At 70.6% G+C, this 20,714-nt stretch carries 17 protein-coding genes; 12 read left to right on the top strand and 5 right to left on the bottom strand.

Annotated features, from left to right (window positions below):
• Positions 1-139: 139 nt before the first annotated feature.
• Complete coding sequence (locus tag ACH4YP_RS17630; protein ID WP_398491394.1) at positions 140-3,082, bottom strand: BTAD domain-containing putative transcriptional regulator; 2,943 nt, start codon at positions 3,080-3,082, stop codon at positions 140-142.
• Positions 3,083-3,305: 223 nt separating this feature from the next.
• Here ACH4YP_RS17630 and ACH4YP_RS17625 point away from each other — a divergent pair, with 223 nt between their 5' ends.
• The 3 genes from ACH4YP_RS17625 to ACH4YP_RS17615 all read left to right on the top strand — a co-directional run bounded on the left by ACH4YP_RS17625 (position 3,306) and on the right by ACH4YP_RS17615 (position 6,407).
• Complete coding sequence (locus tag ACH4YP_RS17625) at positions 3,306-4,538, top strand: amidohydrolase family protein (RefSeq protein ID WP_398491099.1); 1,233 nt, start codon at positions 3,306-3,308, stop codon at positions 4,536-4,538.
• 20 nt (positions 4,539-4,558) lie between these two features.
• Positions 4,559-5,461 carry an LLM class F420-dependent oxidoreductase gene (locus ACH4YP_RS17620; protein ID WP_361050994.1) on the top strand — a complete coding sequence of 301 codons (903 nt, stop codon included), beginning with the start codon at positions 4,559-4,561 and terminating at the stop codon, positions 5,459-5,461.
• A 145-nt stretch (positions 5,462-5,606) separates the two neighbouring features.
• Positions 5,607-6,407 (top strand): response regulator transcription factor, encoded by an 801-nt coding sequence (locus ACH4YP_RS17615; protein ID WP_398491098.1) that lies wholly within the window; start codon positions 5,607-5,609, stop codon positions 6,405-6,407.
• A 170-nt stretch (positions 6,408-6,577) separates the two neighbouring features.
• Here ACH4YP_RS17615 and ACH4YP_RS17610 read toward each other — a convergent pair whose 3' ends face one another.
• Both ACH4YP_RS17610 and ACH4YP_RS17605 read right to left on the bottom strand, forming a co-directional pair.
• Positions 6,578-7,369 (bottom strand): hypothetical protein, encoded by a 792-nt coding sequence (locus tag ACH4YP_RS17610; protein ID WP_361050997.1) that lies wholly within the window; start codon positions 7,367-7,369, stop codon positions 6,578-6,580.
• Between the two features lie 42 nt (positions 7,370-7,411).
• Complete coding sequence (locus ACH4YP_RS17605) at positions 7,412-8,146, bottom strand: hypothetical protein (RefSeq protein ID WP_361051000.1); 735 nt, start codon at positions 8,144-8,146, stop codon at positions 7,412-7,414.
• Positions 8,147-8,457: 311 nt separating this feature from the next.
• Here ACH4YP_RS17605 and ACH4YP_RS17600 point away from each other — a divergent pair, with 311 nt between their 5' ends.
• The 8 genes from ACH4YP_RS17600 to ACH4YP_RS17565 all read left to right on the top strand — a co-directional run bounded on the left by ACH4YP_RS17600 (position 8,458) and on the right by ACH4YP_RS17565 (position 18,228).
• Entirely contained in the window at positions 8,458-9,234 is a 777-nt protein-coding gene (locus tag ACH4YP_RS17600; RefSeq protein ID WP_398491097.1) for an SDR family NAD(P)-dependent oxidoreductase, read from the top strand.
• A gap of 110 nt (positions 9,235-9,344) precedes the next feature.
• On the top strand, positions 9,345-10,463 hold the full coding sequence (locus ACH4YP_RS17595; RefSeq protein WP_361051005.1) for an LLM class flavin-dependent oxidoreductase: 1,119 nt from the start codon (positions 9,345-9,347) through the stop codon (positions 10,461-10,463).
• Positions 10,464-10,517: 54 nt separating this feature from the next.
• Complete coding sequence (locus tag ACH4YP_RS17590) at positions 10,518-12,251, top strand: amidohydrolase family protein (protein ID WP_398491096.1); 1,734 nt, start codon at positions 10,518-10,520, stop codon at positions 12,249-12,251.
• Between the two features lie 28 nt (positions 12,252-12,279).
• Positions 12,280-13,731 carry an aldehyde dehydrogenase family protein gene (locus tag ACH4YP_RS17585; RefSeq protein ID WP_361051011.1) on the top strand — a complete coding sequence of 484 codons (1,452 nt, stop codon included), beginning with the start codon at positions 12,280-12,282 and terminating at the stop codon, positions 13,729-13,731.
• Positions 13,732-13,860: 129 nt separating this feature from the next.
• A complete protein-coding gene (locus tag ACH4YP_RS17580; RefSeq protein WP_361051014.1) occupies positions 13,861-14,625 on the top strand; it encodes an SDR family oxidoreductase in 765 nt (254 codons plus the stop codon).
• A 28-nt stretch (positions 14,626-14,653) separates the two neighbouring features.
• Positions 14,654-15,553 (top strand): SDR family NAD(P)-dependent oxidoreductase, encoded by a 900-nt coding sequence (locus ACH4YP_RS17575; RefSeq protein WP_361051017.1) that lies wholly within the window; start codon positions 14,654-14,656, stop codon positions 15,551-15,553.
• A gap of 35 nt (positions 15,554-15,588) precedes the next feature.
• Entirely contained in the window at positions 15,589-16,365 is a 777-nt protein-coding gene (locus ACH4YP_RS17570) for a TetR/AcrR family transcriptional regulator (RefSeq protein ID WP_398491095.1), read from the top strand.
• Positions 16,366-16,551: 186 nt separating this feature from the next.
• Positions 16,552-18,228, top strand: coding sequence for a serine/threonine-protein kinase (locus ACH4YP_RS17565; protein ID WP_398491094.1), 1,677 nt, complete (start codon positions 16,552-16,554; stop codon positions 18,226-18,228).
• 19 nt (positions 18,229-18,247) lie between these two features.
• Here ACH4YP_RS17565 and ACH4YP_RS17560 read toward each other — a convergent pair whose 3' ends face one another.
• Complete coding sequence (locus ACH4YP_RS17560; protein ID WP_361051026.1) at positions 18,248-18,643, bottom strand: nitroreductase/quinone reductase family protein; 396 nt, start codon at positions 18,641-18,643, stop codon at positions 18,248-18,250.
• A gap of 125 nt (positions 18,644-18,768) precedes the next feature.
• Positions 18,769-19,800 carry a medium chain dehydrogenase/reductase family protein gene (locus tag ACH4YP_RS17555; RefSeq protein WP_361051029.1) on the bottom strand — a complete coding sequence of 344 codons (1,032 nt, stop codon included), beginning with the start codon at positions 19,798-19,800 and terminating at the stop codon, positions 18,769-18,771.
• Between the two features lie 195 nt (positions 19,801-19,995).
• Between ACH4YP_RS17555 and ACH4YP_RS17550 the strand changes: the two genes are divergently transcribed.
• On the top strand, positions 19,996-20,643 hold the full coding sequence (locus tag ACH4YP_RS17550; protein ID WP_398491093.1) for a TetR/AcrR family transcriptional regulator: 648 nt from the start codon (positions 19,996-19,998) through the stop codon (positions 20,641-20,643).
• The last annotated feature ends 71 nt before the right edge of the window (positions 20,644-20,714 follow it).

Here is a 20,714-nt window from a genome sequence, read left to right as displayed (position 1 = left end):
GTTCGGAGCCGCACATCAGCCGTTGGGCTCCTGGTCAGACCGTCTGCCCCCCGACGCGACGGTGTGACACGTATGAGAGTGCCGGGCGGAGATAAACGAATGCTGAACGTCCGCTACTGCCCGGTCACCGGCACGCCGTTCACGCCGCGGTGGCGGGCGTGAGCAGCGCGCGGACCTCCTCGGCCTGCGCGGCACCGCCGTGCTGTTCGTAGAGGCTGAGCGCCTCGCGCCAGCAGACCCTGGCCCGGTCCACCTGCCCCAGCATGGTGAGGGCCCGGCCCAGGAGTGTCAGCACGGTGCCCTGCATGCGGTCGCCGCCGATGCAGCCGAGCGCGAGGGCCTGCTCGGCGTGCTGCGCCGCCTGTGCGGGGCGGCGGGCGGCCAGGTGCACCTCGGCGATCCGGAAGTTGGTCGTCCCCTCCCAGAGCCGCTGCCGGTGGCTGCCGAAGACGGAGAGGGCGTCGGAGAACTGGCTGAGGGCCTCGGTGTGACGGCCGGCCCTCGTCAGGGCGATGCCCAGGGTGAAGTGACCGTTGGCGAGGCGCAGGGTCTGGCCGATCTCCAGGTACGCCGCAAGGGCGCGCTGCGCTATCTCCACCGCCATGGCGACGTTCCCCATGCCCAGGTGGGCCCGCGACAGGTTGCACAGGCTGAGCGCTTCGAGGGGCCGGTTGCCGATAGTGGCGTACCCCTCGATCGCCCGCTCGAAGAACGGCTTGCCGTCCGCGTACTGCTCCTGGTGCATGAGGGTGAGCCCGCGGTCGTTGGCCGCCCAGCTCATGGCCATGGCGTCCTGGGCGGAGGCGGCGAGTTCCATGGCGAGCTGCGCCTGCTCGGCGGCCTGCTGGATACGGCCGGAGACCAGCAGCGGGTGGGTGAGCGTCGTCCGCGCTCTCCCCTCCGCACGCGCGTCCCCCGCGACCCGCGTGGCGTCGCACATCGCCCTCGCGGTTGCCTCGTACTGGTGCGAGTTCGCGCCCGACTCGGTGAGATCCCTGGCGGCCCACAGCAGATCCACCGCCCGCCGCAACCGGTCCGTGTCCGCGGACTGGCGTACGCAGGCCAGCAGTGGCGAGGCCTCGTTGTAGAGCCAGTCGAGGGCGGCGCTGCCCTCGGTGAACCGCAGTCCCGGGTACTCGGCCGCCTCCAGGTGGTCCACCAGCCGGTCCCCGGGCCGCTCGATCGCGTACACGACCGAGGTCGTGGCCAGGTAGAAGTCGAGCAGCCGGGACATCGCCCCCGCCCGCTCGCCGGGCGGCTGTTCGTCCCGCTCGGCGCACGCACGCGCGTAGAGCCGGACCAGGTCGTGGTAGCGGTAGCGGCCGGGCGCCGCCGATTCCAGCAGTGAGGTGTCGACGAGGGATTCGAGCAGGTCCTCGGTCGCCTCGACCGGGAGGTCCAGCACCGCCGCGGCGGCGGCCAGGGAGATGTCGGGACCGTCCGCGAGGCCCAGCAGCCGGAACGCGCGGGCCTGGGCCGGCTCCAACTGGCCGTATCCCAGCTCGAAGGTCGCCTTCACGGCAAGGTCGCCCGCCTGGAGCTCGTCCAGGCGTCGCCGCTCGTCGGCGAGCTTCGCCGCGAGGACCGAGACCGTCCACGTACGCCTGGCCGCCAGGCGGGAGGCGGCGATCCTGATCGCGAGAGGCAGGAAGCCGCACGCCGCCACCACGTCCAGTGCCGCTTCCCTCTCCGCGGCGACCCGTTCCGCGCCCACGATCTTCGTGAAGAGCTGGAGGGCCTCCTCGGGAGACATCACATCGAGGTCGACCAGGTGGGCCCCGACCAGGTCCACCATCCGCACCCGGGAGGTGATCAGCGCGGCGCAGCCTTCCGTGCCCGGCAGCAGCGGGCGCACCTGCGCCGCGTCCCGGGCGTTGTCCAGCAGCACCAGCACCCGCCGGCCGTCCAGCACCGAGCGGAACAGCGCCGCCCGTTCCTCCAGGGAGTCCGGTATCGCCGAGTCCGCCGTGCCCAGGGCCCGCAGGAAGGCGCCCAGTACCGTCTCCGGCTCGGCCGCCCGTGCCCCGGCGCCTTGCAGGTCCACGTACAGCTGCCCGTCGGGGAATGCCACGCGGGCCCGGTGCGCAACGTGCACCGCGAGTGTCGTCTTGCCCACGCCGCCGATGCCCGCCAGTGCCGACACCGCCATGACCCGGCCCTCGGCGGAGGCCAGCACATCGCCCAGTTCGGAGACGAAGGAGGCCCGGCCGGTGAAGTCGGAGACCGTGGCGGGCAGTTGCGCGGGGCGCACGGGGGCGGCGGTCGGCTCCGCCACCGGAGCGGACGGTTCCGCCAGGTTCGGGTCCGCCTGGAGGATCCGCTGCTGGAGTTCCCTCAGACCGGGGCGCGGGTCGACCCCCAGTTCGTCCGCGAGCAGGCGTCGGGTGTCCGCGTAGACCGCGAGCGCCTCCGCCTGGCGGCCGGACCGGTAGAGCGCCAGCATCAGCAGTTCCCGGAGCCGCTCCCGCAACGGATGCGCGGCCGTCAGGGCCGTCAGCTCCGAGACCGCCTCCGCGTGGCAGCCCTGCTCCAGGTCCATGTCCAGCCGGGACTCCAGGAGTTGGAGGCGCCATTCCTCAAGGCGTGCCCGTTGCGTCTCGGCGTACGGCCCCGGAACGCTCGCCAGCGGCTCGCCGTCCCACAGGCTCAACGTCTTGTTGAGGAGGGCGCGGGCGTGACACAGGTCCCCGGAGTTCTTCGCCTTCTCGGCGTCGGTCGCCAACTCCTGGGCCAGGGCCAGGTCGAGCGCCCCGTCGCCCAGGGAACGGATGGCGTACCCGCCCGACTCGCTGACCAGGACGTCCGGGTCCAGAACCTTCCGCAACCGCGACGCGTACGTCCGCACCGCGGCCAACGCCTGTGAAGGCGACTCCTCCCCCCACAGCGCGTCGATCAGTTCGCCCGCCGTCGCCGTGCGGCCCTCGCGGAGCAGCAGGGCCGCCAGCAGGGCACGTTGCTGAGGGGACCCGGTGGGCAAGGAATCCGCCCCACGCCAGGCGCGCACCGGGCCGAGCACGCTGAAGCGGAGCGCCGCCGAATCCTCGGGACGCCCCTGCTCCGGTACTCGCGGTACACCGTCCATCGCTGCCCCCTGCCGAAACGTCATGACAACCAGGCCAGTTTGCCTTGTTCATGGCGGATGCGTCAGCCGTGGGAGATACCGATCACAGGCCGCCGTGCCGAGTGGCGCAAGCCCTCACAGGGCCCACACCCCCTCCCCGCAACCCCGTGACGAGGTTCTCGCATTCCAGAGAGCCGCCGCGCGATAGCTGACGGGCCGTCAGATCGGCGCTACCGTACAACACATGGAGACCTTCCCGAAGATCATCTCGGTGGACGACCACACGGTGGAGCCCCCCAACGTCTGGCGGGACCGGCTCCCGTCGCAGTACCGGGACCGGGGCCCGCGCATCGTCCGCGCCCCGCTCAAGGAAATGACCTTCCTGGGCGGCAAGTTCGCCCCGGTCATGGGCAACCCCGGGGACGACGGCCCGATCGGCGACTGGTGGGTCTACGAGGACCTGCACCGCCCCCTCACCCGTCTCGACACCGCCGTCGGCTACGACAGGGACGAGATCAAACTCGAAGTCATCACCTACGAGCAGATGCGCCCGGGGTCGTACGACGTCCCGCAGCGGCTGGCCGACATGGACGTCAACCACGTCCAGTCCGCCCTCTGCTTCCCCACCTTCCCCCGCTTCTGCGGCCAGACCTTCACCGAGGCCAAGGACCGGGAACTGGGGCTCCTCTCGGTGCGCGCCTACAACGACTGGATGGTCGACGAGTGGTGCGGCCCCGATGCCGCGGGCCGGCTGATACCGCTCACCCTCATACCGCTGTGGGACGCGGAGCTCGCCGCGCGGGAGGTGCGGCGCAACGCCGCCCGCGGGGTACGGGCCGTCGCCTTCTCCGAGATACCTCCGCACCTCGGACTGCCCTCCGTTCATACGGACGAATGGGATCCGTTCCTCGCCGCGTGCGACGAGACGGGCACGGTCATCGCCATGCACATCGGGTCGAGCAGCCGGATGCCCTCCACCTCCGCCGACGCCCCGCCGGCCGTCGGCTCCACCATCACCTTCGCCAACTGCTGTTTCTCGATGGTCGACTGGCTGATGAGCGGCAAGTTCGAGCGCTTCCCGAACCTCAAGGTCATGTATGCGGAGGGCCAGATCGGCTGGATCCCGTACATCCTCGAACGCGCGGACGTCGTCTGGGAGGAGAACCGCGGCTGGGGCGGCGTCGCCGACAAGGTCCACCGGCCGCCGTCCGAACTCTTCACCGAGCACGTGTACGGCTGCTTCTTCGACGATGCCTTCGGGCTGAGGAACCTCGACGCCATCGGCGTGGGGAACGTGCTGTACGAGACCGACTACCCCCACTCCGACTCCACTTGGCCCAAGTCGCGGGAGGTCGGCGAGGCGCAGATGGGTCACCTGGACGCGGACGTCGTCGACCGGATCGTACGGCGCAACGCGATCGAGCTCCTGGGGCTGACCGAGGACGGGCTGTGGGCCGGACCGGGCGGTGCCCGTTGAGTACACCCTTCTCCTATGGGATGCAGCTCCCCGTCCAGTCCCAGAGCACCCTCTACGCGGAGGCGTGGGAGGCGGACGCGGGTCCCGCCGATCTCGTCGAGATCGCCCGCACGGCCGACCGGTCCGGCTTCGACTACGTCGCGAGCTGCGACCACGTCGCCATCCCGCGCCGCCTCGCGTCCGCGATGAGCACGGTCTGGTACGACCCCGTCGCCACCCTCGCCTTTCTGGCCTCGGTCACCGAGCGCGTACGGCTGTTGAGCCATGTCGCGGTCGTCGGGCTGCGGCACCCGCTGCTCACCGCCAAGCAGTACGCGACCCTCGACCACCTGAGCGGCGGGCGCCTGATCCTCGGGGTCGGTGCCGGACACGTACAGGAGGAGTTCGAGGTCCTCGGGGTGGACTTCGAACGGCGCGGGGCCGTGCTCGACGAGTGCGTCGACGCGCTGCGGGCCGCGCTCGGACCCGATGAATTTCCCACCCACCACGGGAAGTTGTACGACTTCGAGGGGCTCGGGCAGCGGCCCAGGCCCGCGCAGGAACGGGTGCCCGTCTGGGTCGGCGGGTCCTCGCCCGCCGCCGTCCGGCGGGCCGCGGTCAGGGGTGACGGGTGGCTGCCGCAGGGCGATCCGCGGGAGCGGCTGCCTGAGCAGATCGCCCGTGTCCGACGGCTGAGGGAGGACGCGGGGGTCGTCGGGCCCTTCACCGTCGGCGCCATCACCGAGCCGTTGTACGTGGGGGAGCCGGGGTGGAGCGTGGGGCGCCGCACCCTCACCGGAGCCCCCGAGGTGCTCGCCGAGTCGCTGCGCGCGTACCGGGCGATGGGGGTGCATCAGATCCAGATACGGTTCCGCAGCCGGAGCGGTACCGAACTCACCGACCAGATGGCCGCGTTCGGCGCCGAGGTCGCCCCGCTGCTGTAGGCCACTCCCGGGAGGCCTGCCCCTGGAAGACCTGTTCCTGGGGAACCTGTCTGACAGCCAGACAGTTTGTTATTGAAACTTCGAACAAATTCCGCCCGTGCCGCGTATGTAAGGACGTCATGGCTTCGGCGGAAGGACACGCGAAGTGCGATCCCCCCGGCACGTCCGAACTTCCAAGCACAGCGCACAGCACAGCGACCAGCACGGCTCCGCGCACGTCGGCACCCCCGCGCCGGCGGACACCTCCCACAAGCTGTCCGTCGCCCTGGCCTGCGCCGACGGCGGCCGGCCGAACGAGGACTGGCCCCACGAGGACTGGCCGGCCCCGGACGATCCGTACGTGGGCCGGGTGCTGCGCCTGTCCCCGCCCTACCGCGCGCTCCGGGAACGTCCTTCGGAGGGCGCGGTGGACGTCGTCGTTCTCCGCTGCGAGGACCCGTCGACCGCCTTCGCGGGGCTGCTGAAGGCCATGGGCGCGATGAGCGCCCCGGTGATCGTCCTCAGCCCCCGGCGGGACACCGAGACGGTGGTCGAGGTGTTCCGGGGCGGCGCGGGCTATCTGGTCGAGGGCGACTACTGCACCCACATGCTGTCCTCGGCGGTGATGGCTGCCACGATCGGCCACACCTACCTGTCGCCGACCGCGTGCGCCGCGCTGCGTGACGCGGCCCGGCGGACGCCGGGCGGCGGGGAGGCGACGGAACGGATGCGCGCCCTGCTCTCGCCCCGGGAGCGGGAGATCATGGAACTGCTCTCGACCGGGCTCGGCGCACAGGAGATCGGCCTGAGGCTGGGGCTGAGCGGGAAGACCGTCCGCAACAACCTCAGCAACATCTACGCCAAGCTGGACGCCCGCGGCGGCACGGACGCGGTGCTGCGGTGGCTCGGGGCCCCGTACAGCGACAGCCTGGGCTCCCTCGGCTCCACGGGATCGACCGCGCGCTGAGGCGGCGGGCGGCACGGTGGTGTCCGCGTGTCCGTGCCGGTGGGTACGGACACGGAGAAGCCCCCGCGTGATTCGCGGGGGCCGTTCGTGCCTTGTTGCCGTTGCCGCGTTTCGCGGCGGGTCGCTCCCGATTACGGCGGTCGCGCCCGCTGTGCGGCTGTGGGTCCTGCCTACGGCGCCGGGATCTCGGACAGCGGGATCTCGACGTCCGCGACGTTCGCGCCGCCTTCTTCGAATCCGGGTTCCGTGCGGATGCTGTTGGCCGAGTTCTGGATTCCGCTCGCCTCGGGAGTTCCGCACTTCACGTTGCGCAGCCAGAGGCGGCCGTCGGGGGTGCCGTTCTTCAGGAGCTGCGGATAGAAGACGTGCACGCTCGTGCCGCCCTCGCTGGGGGAGAAGAACACCTTCTGGCCGTTCTGCTCCTCCTTGTACGTGGCCTTGAGGAATCCGCTCACATCGGTGCGCTTCTCGGACCACATGAAAAAGCCGAGGTGGTCGGCCTTCACGGTGTCGGTCCTGGAGAAGTCGAATCCGGTTCCCGTGTCGTCACGCTTGATGCTGAATTCCGACGTGTTGAACTTGGCGCCGATCTCGAAGAACGAGTTGCTCAGCTTCGAGTCCGCGGCGGCCGTGAACCCGTCCTCCAGGGTGATGGACCTCGTCACCGAGGCGGCCACGCTGAAGTCCTTCGTGGCGGCGGTCGTCGATCCGCAGTTGTCCGTCACGGTGGAGACGCGCTTGTTCGCGCCCAGGCTGTTCCTCTTCACCTGGACGTCGACGAATTGACAGTCGTCCAGTTTCGCGGAGTTCTCCGCGCAGTCCTTGGACACCTCGGAGGGGGTGGCGGCACCCGCCTGGTTCATCAGCGGAACGGCCACCGCGGCGGCGACCACCGGGGCCAGCATGAGGGCGATGCGCTTCTTCTTGCTCCGGTGATGTCCCTTGCGGCCGGTGCGTGTCATGGTGCGTCTCCTTGGAGGAAGTGGGGGAGGGGGAGGGGGTCGTCAGCAGTCCGTCAGGACCGGCTTGGCGACTCCGTCCGCGATTCCGGGGGCGCCGGCGGCTCCCGCCAGGACGACGGGTCCCTCGATGACCTCGGGCGCCGCGAAGTTCTTCTCGGGGCTGGGATTGACGGCGAAGCTCCCCGGATCGGCGTCGATCCGCACCCGCCATTCGCCCGTCATGCGCTGCATCTTCGGCGTGAACTCCATGTGCAGGACCTTGCCGACCGGGACTTCCCTCGTCTCCGTGTCGCCGGCCGTGACGGTCCTGACGGTCAGGTCGGTCGTCGCCTTGTGCTTGAGCCAGGACCCGCTCAGAGCACCGAAGAGGCCGCCGCTCGCGCCCTGTTGTGTCGCGGTGTACTTGCCCTCGCCCTGGCCCACGGTCGACTTCCAGGCGATGCTGACCTTCGCCGGCTCGGTGGCGTTCGGCTCGCAGTTCGGGAAGTCGATCGAGGCCTTCTCCTTGGGGCCGTCGAAGGTCTCGAACTTCGTCTCGGCGAAATCGCAGTTGTCGGCCTGGAATCCGTCTGCGAACGCGCCGCCGAAATCGCTCACCGACTGTTGTTTTCCGCTGAGGACCGCGGACCTCTCGCACATCGTCATGATCTGTTCCGGCGTCTTCTCCTCGGCCGCGTTCGCCGAGGGCAGCAGGGTGACGACCGCCGCGCCGGTGGCGAGTGCGGACCCAATGGCGACGAGTCGGATCTTCTTGTTCTTCAGGGCCCTCTTGGCCACGACTTGCTCCGTCCTTGGGCGCTTCTTTGCCTTGCCGAGAAAGGATTATTGGTCCGCCCCGGCGGACCCGACAGAGTCAAATGTCCCTACCGGCCGGTTACTTGACGTGTGCATTGCGACACACCGCGAAACTCTCGAAGCGTCCCCGACGTGCCCTCGAAGAGCCCCCGGAGGGCCCCGGACGGGTCATCTGTGTGGACTCCCGACCCCTTGCCTGACGATGCGTCAGATACGACCATGGGCGTGCCCGTCACTCGTGTGACGGTGCGTCAGAAATGGTCCACGTGTCCGCGTCCCCGAAGGAGAAACCCATGGGCAAGCTCGACGGGCGGGTCGTACTCGTCACCGGCGCCGCACGAGGCCAGGGCGAGCAGGAGGCGCGGCTCTTCGCGGCCGAGGGCGCCAAGGTCGTCGTCGCGGACGTGCTCGACGACCAGGGGGAGAAGCTGGCCAAGGAGCTGGGCGCGCTCTTCGTTCACCTGGACGTGAGCCGGGAGGACGACTGGGCGTCCGCGGTGGCCGCCGCGAAGGAGGCGTACGGGAAGGTCGACGGGCTCGTCAACAACGCGGGCATCCTGCGCTTCAACTCCCTCGTCGACACGCCCCTCGACGAGTTCATGCAGGTCGTGCAGGTGAACCAGGTCGGCGTCTTCCTCGGCGTCAAGACCCTGGCCCCCGAGATCGAGGCGGCCGGCGGCGGGACCATCGTCAACACCGCCTCGTACACCGGGGTGACGGGCATGGCGTACGTCGGCGCGTACAGCGCGACCAAGCACGCGATCGTCGGCCTCACGCGCGTGGCCGCGCTGGAACTGGCCCCCAAGGGCATCCGCGTCAACGCCGTCTGTCCGGGCGCCATCGACACCGCGATGAGCAACCCGGCCCTGCTCGACCCGACGGCGGACGCCGAGGCGTCCTCGGCCGGTGTCGAGCAGCTCTACCGCAAGCTCGTGCCGATGGGCCGGATCGGGAAGCCCGAGGAGGTGGCCCGGCTCGCCCTCTTCCTCTCCTGCGAGGACTCCTCGTACATCACCGGGCAGCCGTTCGTGATCGACGGGGGCTGGCTGGCGGGCGTCAGCGTCATGTGACGGTCCATCAGGTATTGACGCCTCGCGGGCGCGGTGCAACAGTCGGCGGCAGGTGAATCTGACGGTGCGTCAGGTTCGGCAGGATGACGGACAGGGGACGGTGAACCTCCTTGGAATTCGGGCTCTTTGTACAGGGATACGTGGGCAAGCGGGCCGAGACCGATCCGCTCGCGGAGCACAAGGCGCTGATGGAGGAGACCGAGTACGTCATCCAGGCGGACAAGTCCGGCTTCAAGTACGCGTGGGCGTCCGAGCACCACTTCCTGGAGGAGTACTCCCACCTCTCCGCCAACGACGTCTTCCTCGGCTACCTCGCGCACGCGACGGAGCGGATCCACCTCGGGTCGGGCATCTTCAACCCGCTCGCCCAGGTCAACCATCCCGTGAAGGTCGCCGAGAAGGTCGCCATGCTCGACCATCTCACCGAGAACCGCTTCGAGTTCGGCAGCGGACGCGGCGCCGGCTCGCACGAGATCCTCGGCTTCCTTCCCGGCATCACCGACATGAACTACACCAAGGAGATCTGGGAAGAGACCATCGCCGAGTTCCCGAAGATGTGGCTCCAGGACGAGTACGTCGGGTTCAAGGGCAAGCACTGGCAGCTGCCCCCGCGGAAGATCCTGCCCAAGCCGTACGGGAAGTCGCACCCCGCGATGTGGTACGCCGCCGGGTCGCCGCCCTCCTACTCCATGGCCGCCCGCAAGGGGCTCGGGGTGCTCGGCTTCAGCGTGCAGAAGGTCTCCGACATGGAGTGGGTGCTTGAGCAGTACAAGACCGCCGTCGTGGACGCGGAGCCGATCGGGGACTTCGTCAACGACAACGTGATGGTGACGACGACCGCGATCTGCGCGCCCACGCACGACGAGGCGATCCGGATCGCCGTGAGCGGCGGGCTGCACTACCTGCCGTCGCTGGTGTTCCGGTACCACGACACGTTCCCGCGGCCCGAGGGCTTCCCCGTGTGGCCGGAGACGCTGCCCGAGTACAACGAGGAGTTCATCGAACTGCTCATCGCCGAGGAGCTGTTGATCTGCGGGGACCCGGACGAGGTGCTCACGCAGTGCAAGCGGTGGGAGCAGGCCGGGGCCGACCAGCTCAGTTTCGGGCTGCCGGTCGGGGTGCCCAAGGCGGACACGCTCCAGACGATCAAGCTGATCGGCGAGCAGGTGATTCCGAAGATCGACACGGATCCCGTCCATCGGACCACCCGGTTCCGCGGGGCGGTCTGAGGGCCGTCGGAGGGTGCGGGTCGCCAGAAGGCTCAGGGAGAGAAGGGTTTCGTCGTGCTTGACCATCTGATCAAAGGCGTGACCGTCGTCGATGGGTCGGGTGGGCCCGCCTTCACCGCCGATGTGGGGATACGGGACGGCCGGATCGCCGTGATCGGCGGCCGGGTCACCGAGGAGGCGCGTACGAGTGAGGACGCGAGTGGGCTCGTACTCGCGCCCGGGTTCGTCGATCCCCACACTCACTACGACGCGCAGCTCTTCTGGGACCCGTACGCCACGCCCTCTCTGAACCACGGGGTGACGACGGTCGCGGGTGGCAACTGTGGCTTCACTCTTGCCCCGTTGAATCCTTCGCGGCCCGAGGACGCCGACTACACGCGGCGGATGATGTCCAAGGTCGAGGGGATGTCGCTGGTCGCGCTGGAGGAGGGGACGCCGTGGAGCTGGCACTCCTTCGGGGAGTATCTCGATGCCCTGGAGGGGCGGATCGCGGTCAACGCGGGCTTCATGGTGGGGCATTGTGCGCTCAGGCGGTACGTGATGGGGCCGGAGGCCGTCGGCGGGCAGCCGACCGGTGAGCAGCTGTCGCAGATGCTCACGCTGCTCCACGAGGCGATGGAGGCCGGTGCCTGGGGGCTCTCCACCACGCAGTCGTCCACCCACTCCGACGGGGACGGGAAGCCCGTCGCCTCGCGGCACGCGAAGCCGGCCGAACTGCTCGCGCTCTCCCGGGCGGTGGGCGATCACGAGGGCACGCAGATCGAGGCCATCGTGGCGGGCTGTCTCGACCAGTTCAGCGACGACGAGATCGATCTGTTCGTGGAGATGAGCGCGGCGGCGGGACGTCCGCTGAACTGGAACGTCCTGACGATCGACGCGGCCGTCCCCGAGCGCGTGCCGCGTCAGCTGGCGGCAAGTGAGCGGGCCCGTAAGGCGGGTGGCCGGATCGTGGCCCTCACGATGCCGATCCTCACGCCGATGAACATGTCGCTGGGGACCTTCTGCGCGCTGAACCTGATACCCGGGTGGGGCGACGTGCTCGGCCTCCCCGTGCCCGAACGGATCGCGAAACTCCGGGACCCCGTGGTCCGTTCGGAGATGCTGCGGCGGGCCGACTCCAAGGAGGCCGGTGTCTTCCGGCGCCTCGCCGACTTCGGGCGGTACGTCATCGGGGACACCTACAGCGAGGCGAACGAGGGCCTCACCGGCCGGGTCGTACGGGACATCGCGGCCGAGCGCGGCCAGGAACCGTTCGAGTGCATCATCGAGATCTGCGCCAACGACGGTATGCGTACGGTCCTTTGGCCCATGCCGACCGACAACGACCCCGACTCGTGGTCGCTGCGCCAGGAGACGTGGCGGCACGAGGACGTGATGCTCGGCGGGTCGGACGCGGGCGCCCATCTGGACCGGATGTGCGGGGCGCCGTACACGACCCGGTTCATCGGGGACTGTCTGCGGGGCCGGAAGCTGACGACCCTGGAGCAGGCCGTGAAGATGCTCACGGACGACCCGGCGCGGCTCTTCGGACTGCGTGAGCGCGGACGGATCACGGAGGGCTTCCACGCGGACCTCGTGCTCTTCGACCCGGACCGCATCGACGCCGGAAAGGCCACCCTGGTGCACGACCTGCCGGGAGACAGCCCGCGCCTCGACTCGAAGGCGATCGGCATAACGGCCGTCTGGGTCAACGGAGTCGAGGCGATACGGGGCGACGTGGTGAGCGGTGCCGTACCGGGCAGGGTGCTGCGGTCGGGCCGGGACACCCGCACGGTGAGTACGAAGTGACGCGGCGGCGGCGGGCGCGGAGGGTCAAGTGACGGACGGGCAGCGGCTGTTCATCGGCGGTTCGTGGGTGGAGCCGGACGGCGGCCACTACGAGGTGATCGACCCGGCGACCGAGGGTGTCGTCGGGCTGGCTCCGGAGGCCTCGCGGGACCAGGTGCGCGCGGCGGCCGCGGCGGCTCGCGAGGCCTTCCGGGCATGGTCGCGCACGGCACCCGAGGAGCGGGCCGCCGTCCTGCACCGGGCGGCCGAGGAGATCCGGCGCAACCTCGTCCCGTACGCCGAACTGGCCCAGGCCGAGACCGGCGCCACGACCGGTACCGCGCGCGGGATGCAGGTGGGTGTCGGGGCGGCCAGATTCGAGCGGTACGCGCGCGTGGAGCCCGTCGAGGAGCCGTTGCCCCCGCAGATCAACGAGGCGGGCCCGTTCGGCAGGGCGGCGGTGATGGGAGCCCTGGCGGTACGCCAGCCGGTGGGCGTGGTCACCTGCATCACCTCGTACAACAACCCCTGGGCGAACCCGGCCGGCAAGATCGCCCCGGCGCTCGCGATGGGCAACACGGTCGTCGTGAAGCCCGCCCCGCAGGACCCGCTCTCCGTGTACCGGATGGCTCAGGCGCTGGAGGCCGCGGGAGTGCCACCGGGGGTCGTGAACGTCGTCAGCGGTTCGCGCGCCGAGGTCGGCGAGGCGGCCGTCGACTCGGACGACGTCGACATGGTGAGCTTCACCGGTTCGACCGCAGTCGGACGGCGCATCGCCGAGGTGTGCGGGCGCGGTATGAAACGGCAGTTGATGGAGCTGGGCGGAAAGGGCGCGGCGGTCGTCTTCGAGGACGCGGACCTGGAGTCGGCGGTCCGCGGCATCGGAACCACCTTCTCCTTCTACAGCGGACAGATCTGCACGGCCCCGACAAGGGTGCTCGCGCAGCGTCCGGTCTACGACCGGCTGGTGGCCCAACTTTCCGCGTACGTCGGCTATTTGAAGGTGGGGGATCCGCGGGCGGAGGACACGGTCGTCGGCCCGGTCATCTCCGCCGCCCACCGGGACCGGATCGAGTCGTACGTCGAACTGGGCCGCAAGGAGGGGGCGCGGGTGGCGGCGGGCGGTGAACGGCCGCCGTCCGACCGGGGTTTCTACGTCGCCCCGACCCTTCTCGCCGACTGCACGCCCGACATGAGGGTGGTCCGCGAGGAGATCTTCGGCCCGGTCGTCGTGGTCCTCCCCTTCGACGACGAGGACGAAGCGGTCGAGCTCGCCAACGACAGCGACTACGGCCTCATCGACTACGTCTGGTCCGGCGACGTGGCCCGCGCCTTCCGCGTGGCCCGGCAGCTGCGGGCCGGCGGCGTCGGCGTCAACACGGTCGGCCGCAACATGGAGGCCCCGTTCGGCGGCTTCAAACAGAGCGGGGTGGGCCGCGACGTCGGCTCGTACGCCCTGCACGCGTACTCGGAACTCCAGTCACTGGTGTGGCCGGGCTGATCGGATCCCGCCCGGACCACGACACCGTAGCGATGCTACGGCCGAGGGTAGCGTTGCTATCGAATCGGTGTTAGCGTTGCTTCTGTCGGGGAGTGAAACCCGTTCCCCCGCCACGACAGGAGCACCGGCATGAGCGACCAGCAGCCCATCACCCCCACTCCCACCACTGACCGCGTCGCGATCGTCACCGGCGGGTCCCGCGGTATCGGCCGTGAGACCGCGGAGCGGCTCGCGGGTGACGGCTTCGCGGTCGTCGTGAACTTCGCGGGGAATCAGACCGAGGCCGACAAGACGGTCGCGGCGATCACCGAGGCGGGCGGGCGGGCGCTCGCCTTCCGGGCCGACGTGGCGGACGAGACCGAGGTGGCGGCGCTCTTCGACGCCGCGGAGTCGACGTACGGCGGGGTCGACGTGGTCGTCCACGCGGCCGGCGTCATGACACTGGCCCCGCTCGCCGACTTCGACCTCGACGCCCTGGACCGGATGCACCGCACGAACATCCGCGGCACGTTCGTCGTCGACCAGCAGGCCGTGCGCCGGCTCCGCGAGGGCGGCGCGGTCGTCAACTTCTCCAGCTCCGTGCTGGCCCTCGCCATCCCCGGCTACAGCGCGTACGCCGCCAGCAAGGGCGCCGTCGAGGCCATGACGCTGATCCTCGCCCGCGAGCTGCGCGGCCGGGACATCACGGTGAACGCGGTGGCCCCCGGCCCGACCGCCACCGCCCTGTTCCTGGACGGCAAGGACGAGGAGACCATCGCGAGGATGGCCGCCCAGCCGCCGCTGGAGCGCCTCGGCACCCCGGACGACATCGCCGGGGTCGTGTCCTTCCTCGCCGGCCCGGCCGGCCGCTGGGTCAACGGCCAGGTGCTCCGCGCCAACGGCGGCATCGCCTAAGCCCCCTTCTCTCCTCAGGAGTTCCGTCATGGGCAGGACGATCGTCATCACGGGCGCCGGTTCGGGATTCGGCGCGCTCGCCGCACGGGCGCTGGCCGACGCGGGTCACACGGTCTACGCGGCGATGCGCGACACGGCAGGGCGCAACGCGAGCCGGGTCGCGGAGGCCGAGGCGTACGCGGCCGAGCACCAAGTGGATCTGCGGACGGTCGAGTTGGACGTCCTCTCGCAGGAGTCCGCGGACGCCGCCGTCGCCACGGTCCTGTCCGAGGCCGGCACGCTGGACGTGGTCGTCCACAACGCGGGCCACATGGTGACCGGCCCGACCGAGGCCTTCACCCCCGAGGAACTGGCCGCGGTGTACGACACGAACGTGCTCGGCACCCAGCGGGTCAACCGCGCCGCGCTGCCCCGCCTGCGGGCCCAGGAGCACGGCCTGGTGCTCTGGATCGGCTCGACCTCGACCCGGGGCGGCACCCCGCCCTACCTCGCGCCGTACTTCGCCGCGAAGGCCGCGACGGACGCGCTCGCGGTGTCGTACGCGGCCGAGCTGGCCCGCTTCGGCATAGAGACGACCATCGTCGTGCCGGGCGCCTTCACCTCGGGCACGAACCACTTCGCGACCGGCGGCCACCCCGCCGAGCAGGCGGTCCTGCCCGCCTACGAGGAGCGGTACGCGGGCCTGATGGACCAGGTCGCCCAGCGCCTCGCCGCCCTCGCGCCCGCCGACGCCCCCGCGTCCCTGGTGGCCGACGCGATCGTCGAGGTCGTCGACACCCCGCACGGCGAGCGGCCCTTCCGGGTCCACGTCGACCCCGCGAACGACGGGTCGGAGGAGGTCAGCCTGGTCGCGGACCGCATCCGCGCCGAGTTCCTGACCCGCATAGGCCTGGACGACCTCCTCGCCCCGCACGGGACGGCGGCGTGACCCCGGCCCGGACCGCGTCGGCTAGCGTCGCTCCCGTGAGTACGAAAGCGCGCATTCTCGAAGTGGCGGCGGCCCTCGTCGCCGAGTCGCCGGACGGGGACGTCTCCACCCGGGCCGTGTGCGAGGCGGCAGGTGTCGGCGCTCCCGCCCTCTACCGCCACTTCGGGGACAAGGAGGGCCTCCTGTCGGCGGTCGTCGACCACGGCTGGGACAAGTACCTCGCGACCAAGCGCGACCGCGCCCCCGACACGGACCCCGTCCAGGACCTGCGGGACGGCTGGGACACCCACGTCGAGTTCGCCCTGCACAACCCGAACCTGTACCGCCTGATGAACTCCCCGGCGATGCGTACGCCCCCGGCGGCGGCCCTGGAGTCCCACCGCATCCTCACGGCGGACCTCCAACGGGCCGCCGAACAAGGCAAGTTGCGCCTCGCCCCCGAGCTGGCCGCCCAGATCATCATGTCCGCCAGCGTCGGCGTGGCCCTGATGCTGGTCTCCCGCCCGGCGACGTTCACCGACGTCTCGGTGTCCCGCCGGCTGCGGGACGGGGTCCACGCCACGGTCTTCACACCGGACGTGATGACGGCTCCGACAGCGTCCCCCGACCCCTCGACACCCGAGGCGGAAGCGCCGAAGACGGCAGGAGCGGCAGGAACGACCGACGCCGACGAGTCCCGCCTCCCCGCCACGGCGGCCCGGCTGAACGCCCTCCTCCGCCAGGCCCAGGCCCAGGCCCCGGTCCTCAGCCCCGCCGAGGACGCCCTGCTCACGGAGTGGCTGGACCGCATCTCGAACGCCCCCCGGAGCTAGGCGGTTCTCCTCTCCCTTCTCCTCTCCATGCCGGACCCGACGCCCTTCGTGGGAACTCGGGGTCGACTCCCGAACCGGGTCACGAATTCGGCGCCGTCGTGCTTGAATTCCCAGTTCGTACGATCTTGACGGGGTGGCCGGGCACCGTGCCTTCCGCTCCGACCGGGGGACAGGGGACGGGGACCGATGGACCACGCGACTGAGGTGTTCCAGCCACTGCAGGCGGACGATCCGCCGACGGTGGCCGGCTACCGCCTCGCCGCCCGGCTCGGCGCGGGAGGCATGGGCCGGGTCTATCTGTCGCACACCCAGGGCGGCAGACCGGTGGCGATCAAGGTGATCCGGCCGGAGCTGGCCGACGACCCGACCTTCCGGCGGGGGTTCCGCAGGGAGATAAAGGCGGCCCAGCGGGTCCGGGGCGCGTACACCGCGGAGCTGATCGACGGCGACGCGGACGGCGTACCGCCCTGGCTGGCCACGCTGTACGTGCCCGGCCCCTCGCTGGCGGAGGCCGTCGCCCGGCGCGGACCACTGCCGGTGCCCGCGGTGCTGTGGCTGATGGCGGGGGTGGCCGAGGCCCTCCAGGCCATCCATGCCGCCGGAATCGTGCACCGGGACCTGAAGCCGTCCAACGTGCTGCTGGCCGCCGACGGGCCGCGGGTGATCGACTTCGGTATCTCGCTGGCCGCGGGCATCACCTCGCACACAGCCACGGGAGCCACCGTCGGCACGCCCCAGTTCATGGCTCCCGAGCAGGCGTCCGGGGGCGAGGTCACGACGGCGACCGACGTGTTCGCGCTCGGCCAGACAGCGGCGTTCGCGGCGCTGGGCGAGCCGTTGTACGGGGACGGCAACTCGGTCGGAGTGCTGTACCGGATCGTGCACTCGGAACCCGACCTGTCCCTGCTGCCCGCGCAGCTCCGTCCGCTGATGGCCAGGTGCCTGGCGGCCGACCCGGGGGAGCGGGCCACTCCGGCGGAGGTCGTCGAGTGGTGTCGGCAGCGGCTGGGCCGGGACGCCGACGCGGGCGCCGGGCCGGCCGTCTGGCGGGAGGTGATGGGACCGGAGGTGACGGTTCCGTCCCCGGTTCCCCACCCGACCCCGGTGCACACGATGCCGTTGCTCCCGCAGCCGCAGCTGCAGCGGCGTCCTCAGCCGAGGGGGCCGGACGAGCGGCGGCCCCTCGGACGGCGTACCAGGATTCTCTTGGCCGTCGCGACGGTGGGTGCGCTGCTGGCGGCGGGCGTGGCATGGACGACCCTGGACGTGTCGGACCGGCTCCGCGACCGGAACGCGGCCGAGTCCTCGACGTCCGGCTCGGGGGACTCCGAACGGTCGTCGGCGTCCTCATCGGCGTCCTCATCGGCATCCGGGCGGTCCTCGGGGTCGGGAGCCGGGGGCCGGACATCAGGAGGGGCGTCGAGCCCCTCCCCGACCGCGTCCGGGCCGCCGAAGGCGATCGCGTACCCCGTGCTGATGCTGAGTGCGACGAAACCCCTGGATATGAAGGATCCCTACCGCTACGCCAAGGCCGACAAGGACATCAAGGACACCAGGAGCGCCAACGAGCGCAAGGCGGACATCCGCTTCGTCTGCAGGCAGACCTGCGCGCTGGAGAGCGACACGAGTGTGATCAACTGGGTGCCCTCAGAGACGCCGGGCGCCACCATCGAGTCGTGCCGCATTGCCCTCGCCGACGCCGAGCACAAGCTCCCGCTCGCGATCGTGGCGGCCGGCAGCGAGATCTGCTTCAAGCAACCTTCCGGAGACATCGGACTGTTCGTGGTCCAGGTGAAGTCGACGGTGCTGCCGGACATTGGTTTCGTTTCCGGGGACCTGACGGTCTGGCGGCGGGCGGCCTAGGCGGTTTCGTCGGCCGAGCTCAGTCCGTCAGATCCACCCGCACGGTCAGCAGGTTCGTGCCGACCGCCCGGACCGCGGCGCTGTTCATGCGGGGGAGGGACTTCAGCCGGGTGCGGGCGTCGTCCTCGTGCAGCAGGTGGGCGGTGCCGTGGTGCCACCGGCCCTTGTCGCGGACGCGCACGCTCGGGTTCGCCTGGATGTTCCGCACGTACTGCGACTTCTCGCCGTACTCGGACACGATCCAGAACTCCTGGCCGATCCGCCGCCCGCCGACCGGTGTCCGTCGCGGCAGCCCCGACTTGCGCCCGGTGGTCTCCAACAGCGTCTGGAACGGCAGCAGTCTGGACACCGGGTTGGCGACCCACCGCTGGATCGTCGTGACGACGCGGAACTTGGTCTCGTGGAGGCGTGACATGTCGTTGTGATCCTCGTCCTGGACGGTTGTCGGCCGAGGCCGTCGGTCGGTCGATTGATCGACCGGTCGTGAGGATAGGGCTCGGGCGGCCGGTTCGGCCCGCCGGGGTTGCGGCCGAGGGCGTACTACGGGTTCAGGACGATCTTTCCGGCGACGGTGCCGGACTCGGCCAGACGCAGGGCGTCGGCGACGCGGGAGAGCGGCAGCTGCGCGGCGATCCGGGCGGTGATGTCACCGCGCTGGAGGGCCGCGAGGACCTGGGTGAGGTCGGCGCGCAGCCGGGCCCGGAACCGGTTCTTGCCCAGGGCCCGTCCGGCCCAGATGTTGAAGAAGTAGGCGCGGCGGCGGTTGGGCAGCGCGTTCCACAGCCAGATCCGGCCGAGCAGCTTGAGTACGGGCAGCTGCTTGGAGCCCTCGTCGTCCCGGGTGGAGGCGCTGCCGTAGGAGACGAGCGTGCCGCCGGGCGCGAGGAGGTGCCAGGAGTCGGTCGCGCTGCGCCCGCCGACGTGGTCGAAGACGGCGTCCACTCCGCCGGGGGCGAGTTCACGGACCCGGGCGGGGATGTCCTCGGTGCGGTAGTCGACGGGGGTGACGCCCTGGGCCCGCAGCGCGTCGTGGTGGCGCGCGGACGCCGTGCCGATCACCTTCGCGCCCGCGGCCCGGGCAAGCTGGACCAGGACCGAGCCGACGCCGCCGTTGGCGCCGTGCACCAGGACGGTCTGCCCGGCGCGGACGCGGGCCTTGCGGTGCAGCATCTGCCAGGCGGTGATGCCGTTGACCACCAGCGTCTCGGCCTCCGCCGCGCCGACCCCGTCGGGCACCGGCACGACGTCCGCCGCGTCGACGAGTACGTGGCTGGCCCAGCCGCCGACCTTGACCAGCGCGGCCACCCGGGTGCCGGCCAGGCCCGGCTCGACGCCCTCACCGGTCGCGGCCACGGTCCCGACCAGGTCGTAGCCGGGGACGAAGGGGAAATCCGGCTGGTCGTAGTAGCGGCCGCGGCGCATCTGCTGCTCGGCGAAGGAGACGCCGGTCGCCTCCATCCGGATCAGGACCTGGCCGGGGCCCGCGGTGGGTACGGCTCCGTGCCGGATCTCCAGCCCTTCCGGCTCCACCTTGCCCGGCAGGACGACCTCGACGAGTCCTTCGGCGTTCATGACTGCCTCCACTGTGTTCTGCGCTCTGTTTTCCGCGCTCTGTGTTCGGGTTCCGCGTGAGTTACTCTCTCTCGCTTCTGTTAGAAGTTATAACTCCACGAGAAAGGTGACGTCAAGGGCTTCAGTGATAGCCTCTAACTAAATCTTGAGCTTGTATCTGACGAGCGTCCCCACGAGCACGGAAGGCGGCAGGTCATGGCGGAGACCGGTACGACGACCCCGCGAGAGCGCTACCGCACCCAGGTGCGTACGGAGATCAAGGAACGCGCGTGGGAGCAGATCGCCACGGCGGGCGCGACCGCGCTCTCCCTCAACGCGATCGCCAAGCAGCTGGGCATGAGCGGCCCCGCGCTCTACCGGTACTTCGCCGGCCGCGACGAGCTGATCACCGAGCTGATCAGGGACGCGTACAGCAGCCTCGCCGAGACCCTCAAGGCAGCCGCCGAGTCCGGCGCCGACCTCACCGCACTCGCGCACGCCCTGCGCGAGTGGGCCCTCGCGGACCCCCACCGCTACTTCCTCGTCTACGGCACACCCGTACCCGGTTATCACGCGCCGGACGACGTCACCGGAATCGCGCAGGACATCATGGCGACCCTGCTCGACGCCTGCGCCGCACTGCCCTCGGACCGTCCCGCGACGCCGTTCGACACCCACCTCGAAAGCCACCGCCAGTGGGCGGCCGGCCACCCCGCCCCGCCCGCCGTACTCCACCGGGGCCTGGCCCTCTGGACCCGCCTGCACGGCGTCCTGTCCCTGGAGCTCGCCGGTCACTTCACGGGGATGGGCTTCGACCCCGCGCTGCTGTACGCGGCCGAACTGGACGACCTGCTGAGCCGCTGACCACGCCGTGCCGGGTCGTGCCCGGCCGGGGCGTGCCGGTCGGCTCCGGCACCTCTCCCGTGATGCCGCCG

Origin of the sequence: Streptomyces sp. NPDC020747 (assembly GCF_044334695.1) — a bacterium.
Taxonomy (GTDB): Bacteria; Actinomycetota; Actinomycetes; order Streptomycetales; family Streptomycetaceae; genus Streptomyces.
This window is presented reverse-complemented; position numbering and strand designations above follow the sequence as displayed.

Bases quoted from the DNA above. Each gene is read 5' to 3' on its own strand.
- ACH4YP_RS17630 (WP_398491394.1), bottom strand. From the start codon at position 3,082: ATGGACGGTGTACCGCGAGTACCGGAGCAGGGGCGTCCCGAGGATTCG.
- ACH4YP_RS17625 (WP_398491099.1), top strand. From the start codon at position 3,306: ATGGAGACCTTCCCGAAGATCATCTCGGTGGACGACCACACGGTGGAG.
- ACH4YP_RS17620 (WP_361050994.1), top strand. From the start codon at position 4,559: ATGCAGCTCCCCGTCCAGTCCCAGAGCACCCTCTACGCGGAGGCGTGG.
- ACH4YP_RS17610 (WP_361050997.1), bottom strand. From the start codon at position 7,369: ATGACACGCACCGGCCGCAAGGGACATCACCGGAGCAAGAAGAAGCGC.
- ACH4YP_RS17600 (WP_398491097.1), top strand. From the start codon at position 8,458: ATGGGCAAGCTCGACGGGCGGGTCGTACTCGTCACCGGCGCCGCACGA.
- ACH4YP_RS17580 (WP_361051014.1), top strand. From the start codon at position 13,861: ATGAGCGACCAGCAGCCCATCACCCCCACTCCCACCACTGACCGCGTC.
- ACH4YP_RS17575 (WP_361051017.1), top strand. From the start codon at position 14,654: ATGGGCAGGACGATCGTCATCACGGGCGCCGGTTCGGGATTCGGCGCG.
- ACH4YP_RS17565 (WP_398491094.1), top strand. From the start codon at position 16,552: ATGGACCACGCGACTGAGGTGTTCCAGCCACTGCAGGCGGACGATCCG.
- ACH4YP_RS17560 (WP_361051026.1), bottom strand. From the start codon at position 18,643: ATGTCACGCCTCCACGAGACCAAGTTCCGCGTCGTCACGACGATCCAG.
- ACH4YP_RS17555 (WP_361051029.1), bottom strand. From the start codon at position 19,800: ATGAACGCCGAAGGACTCGTCGAGGTCGTCCTGCCGGGCAAGGTGGAG.
- ACH4YP_RS17550 (WP_398491093.1), top strand. From the start codon at position 19,996: ATGGCGGAGACCGGTACGACGACCCCGCGAGAGCGCTACCGCACCCAG.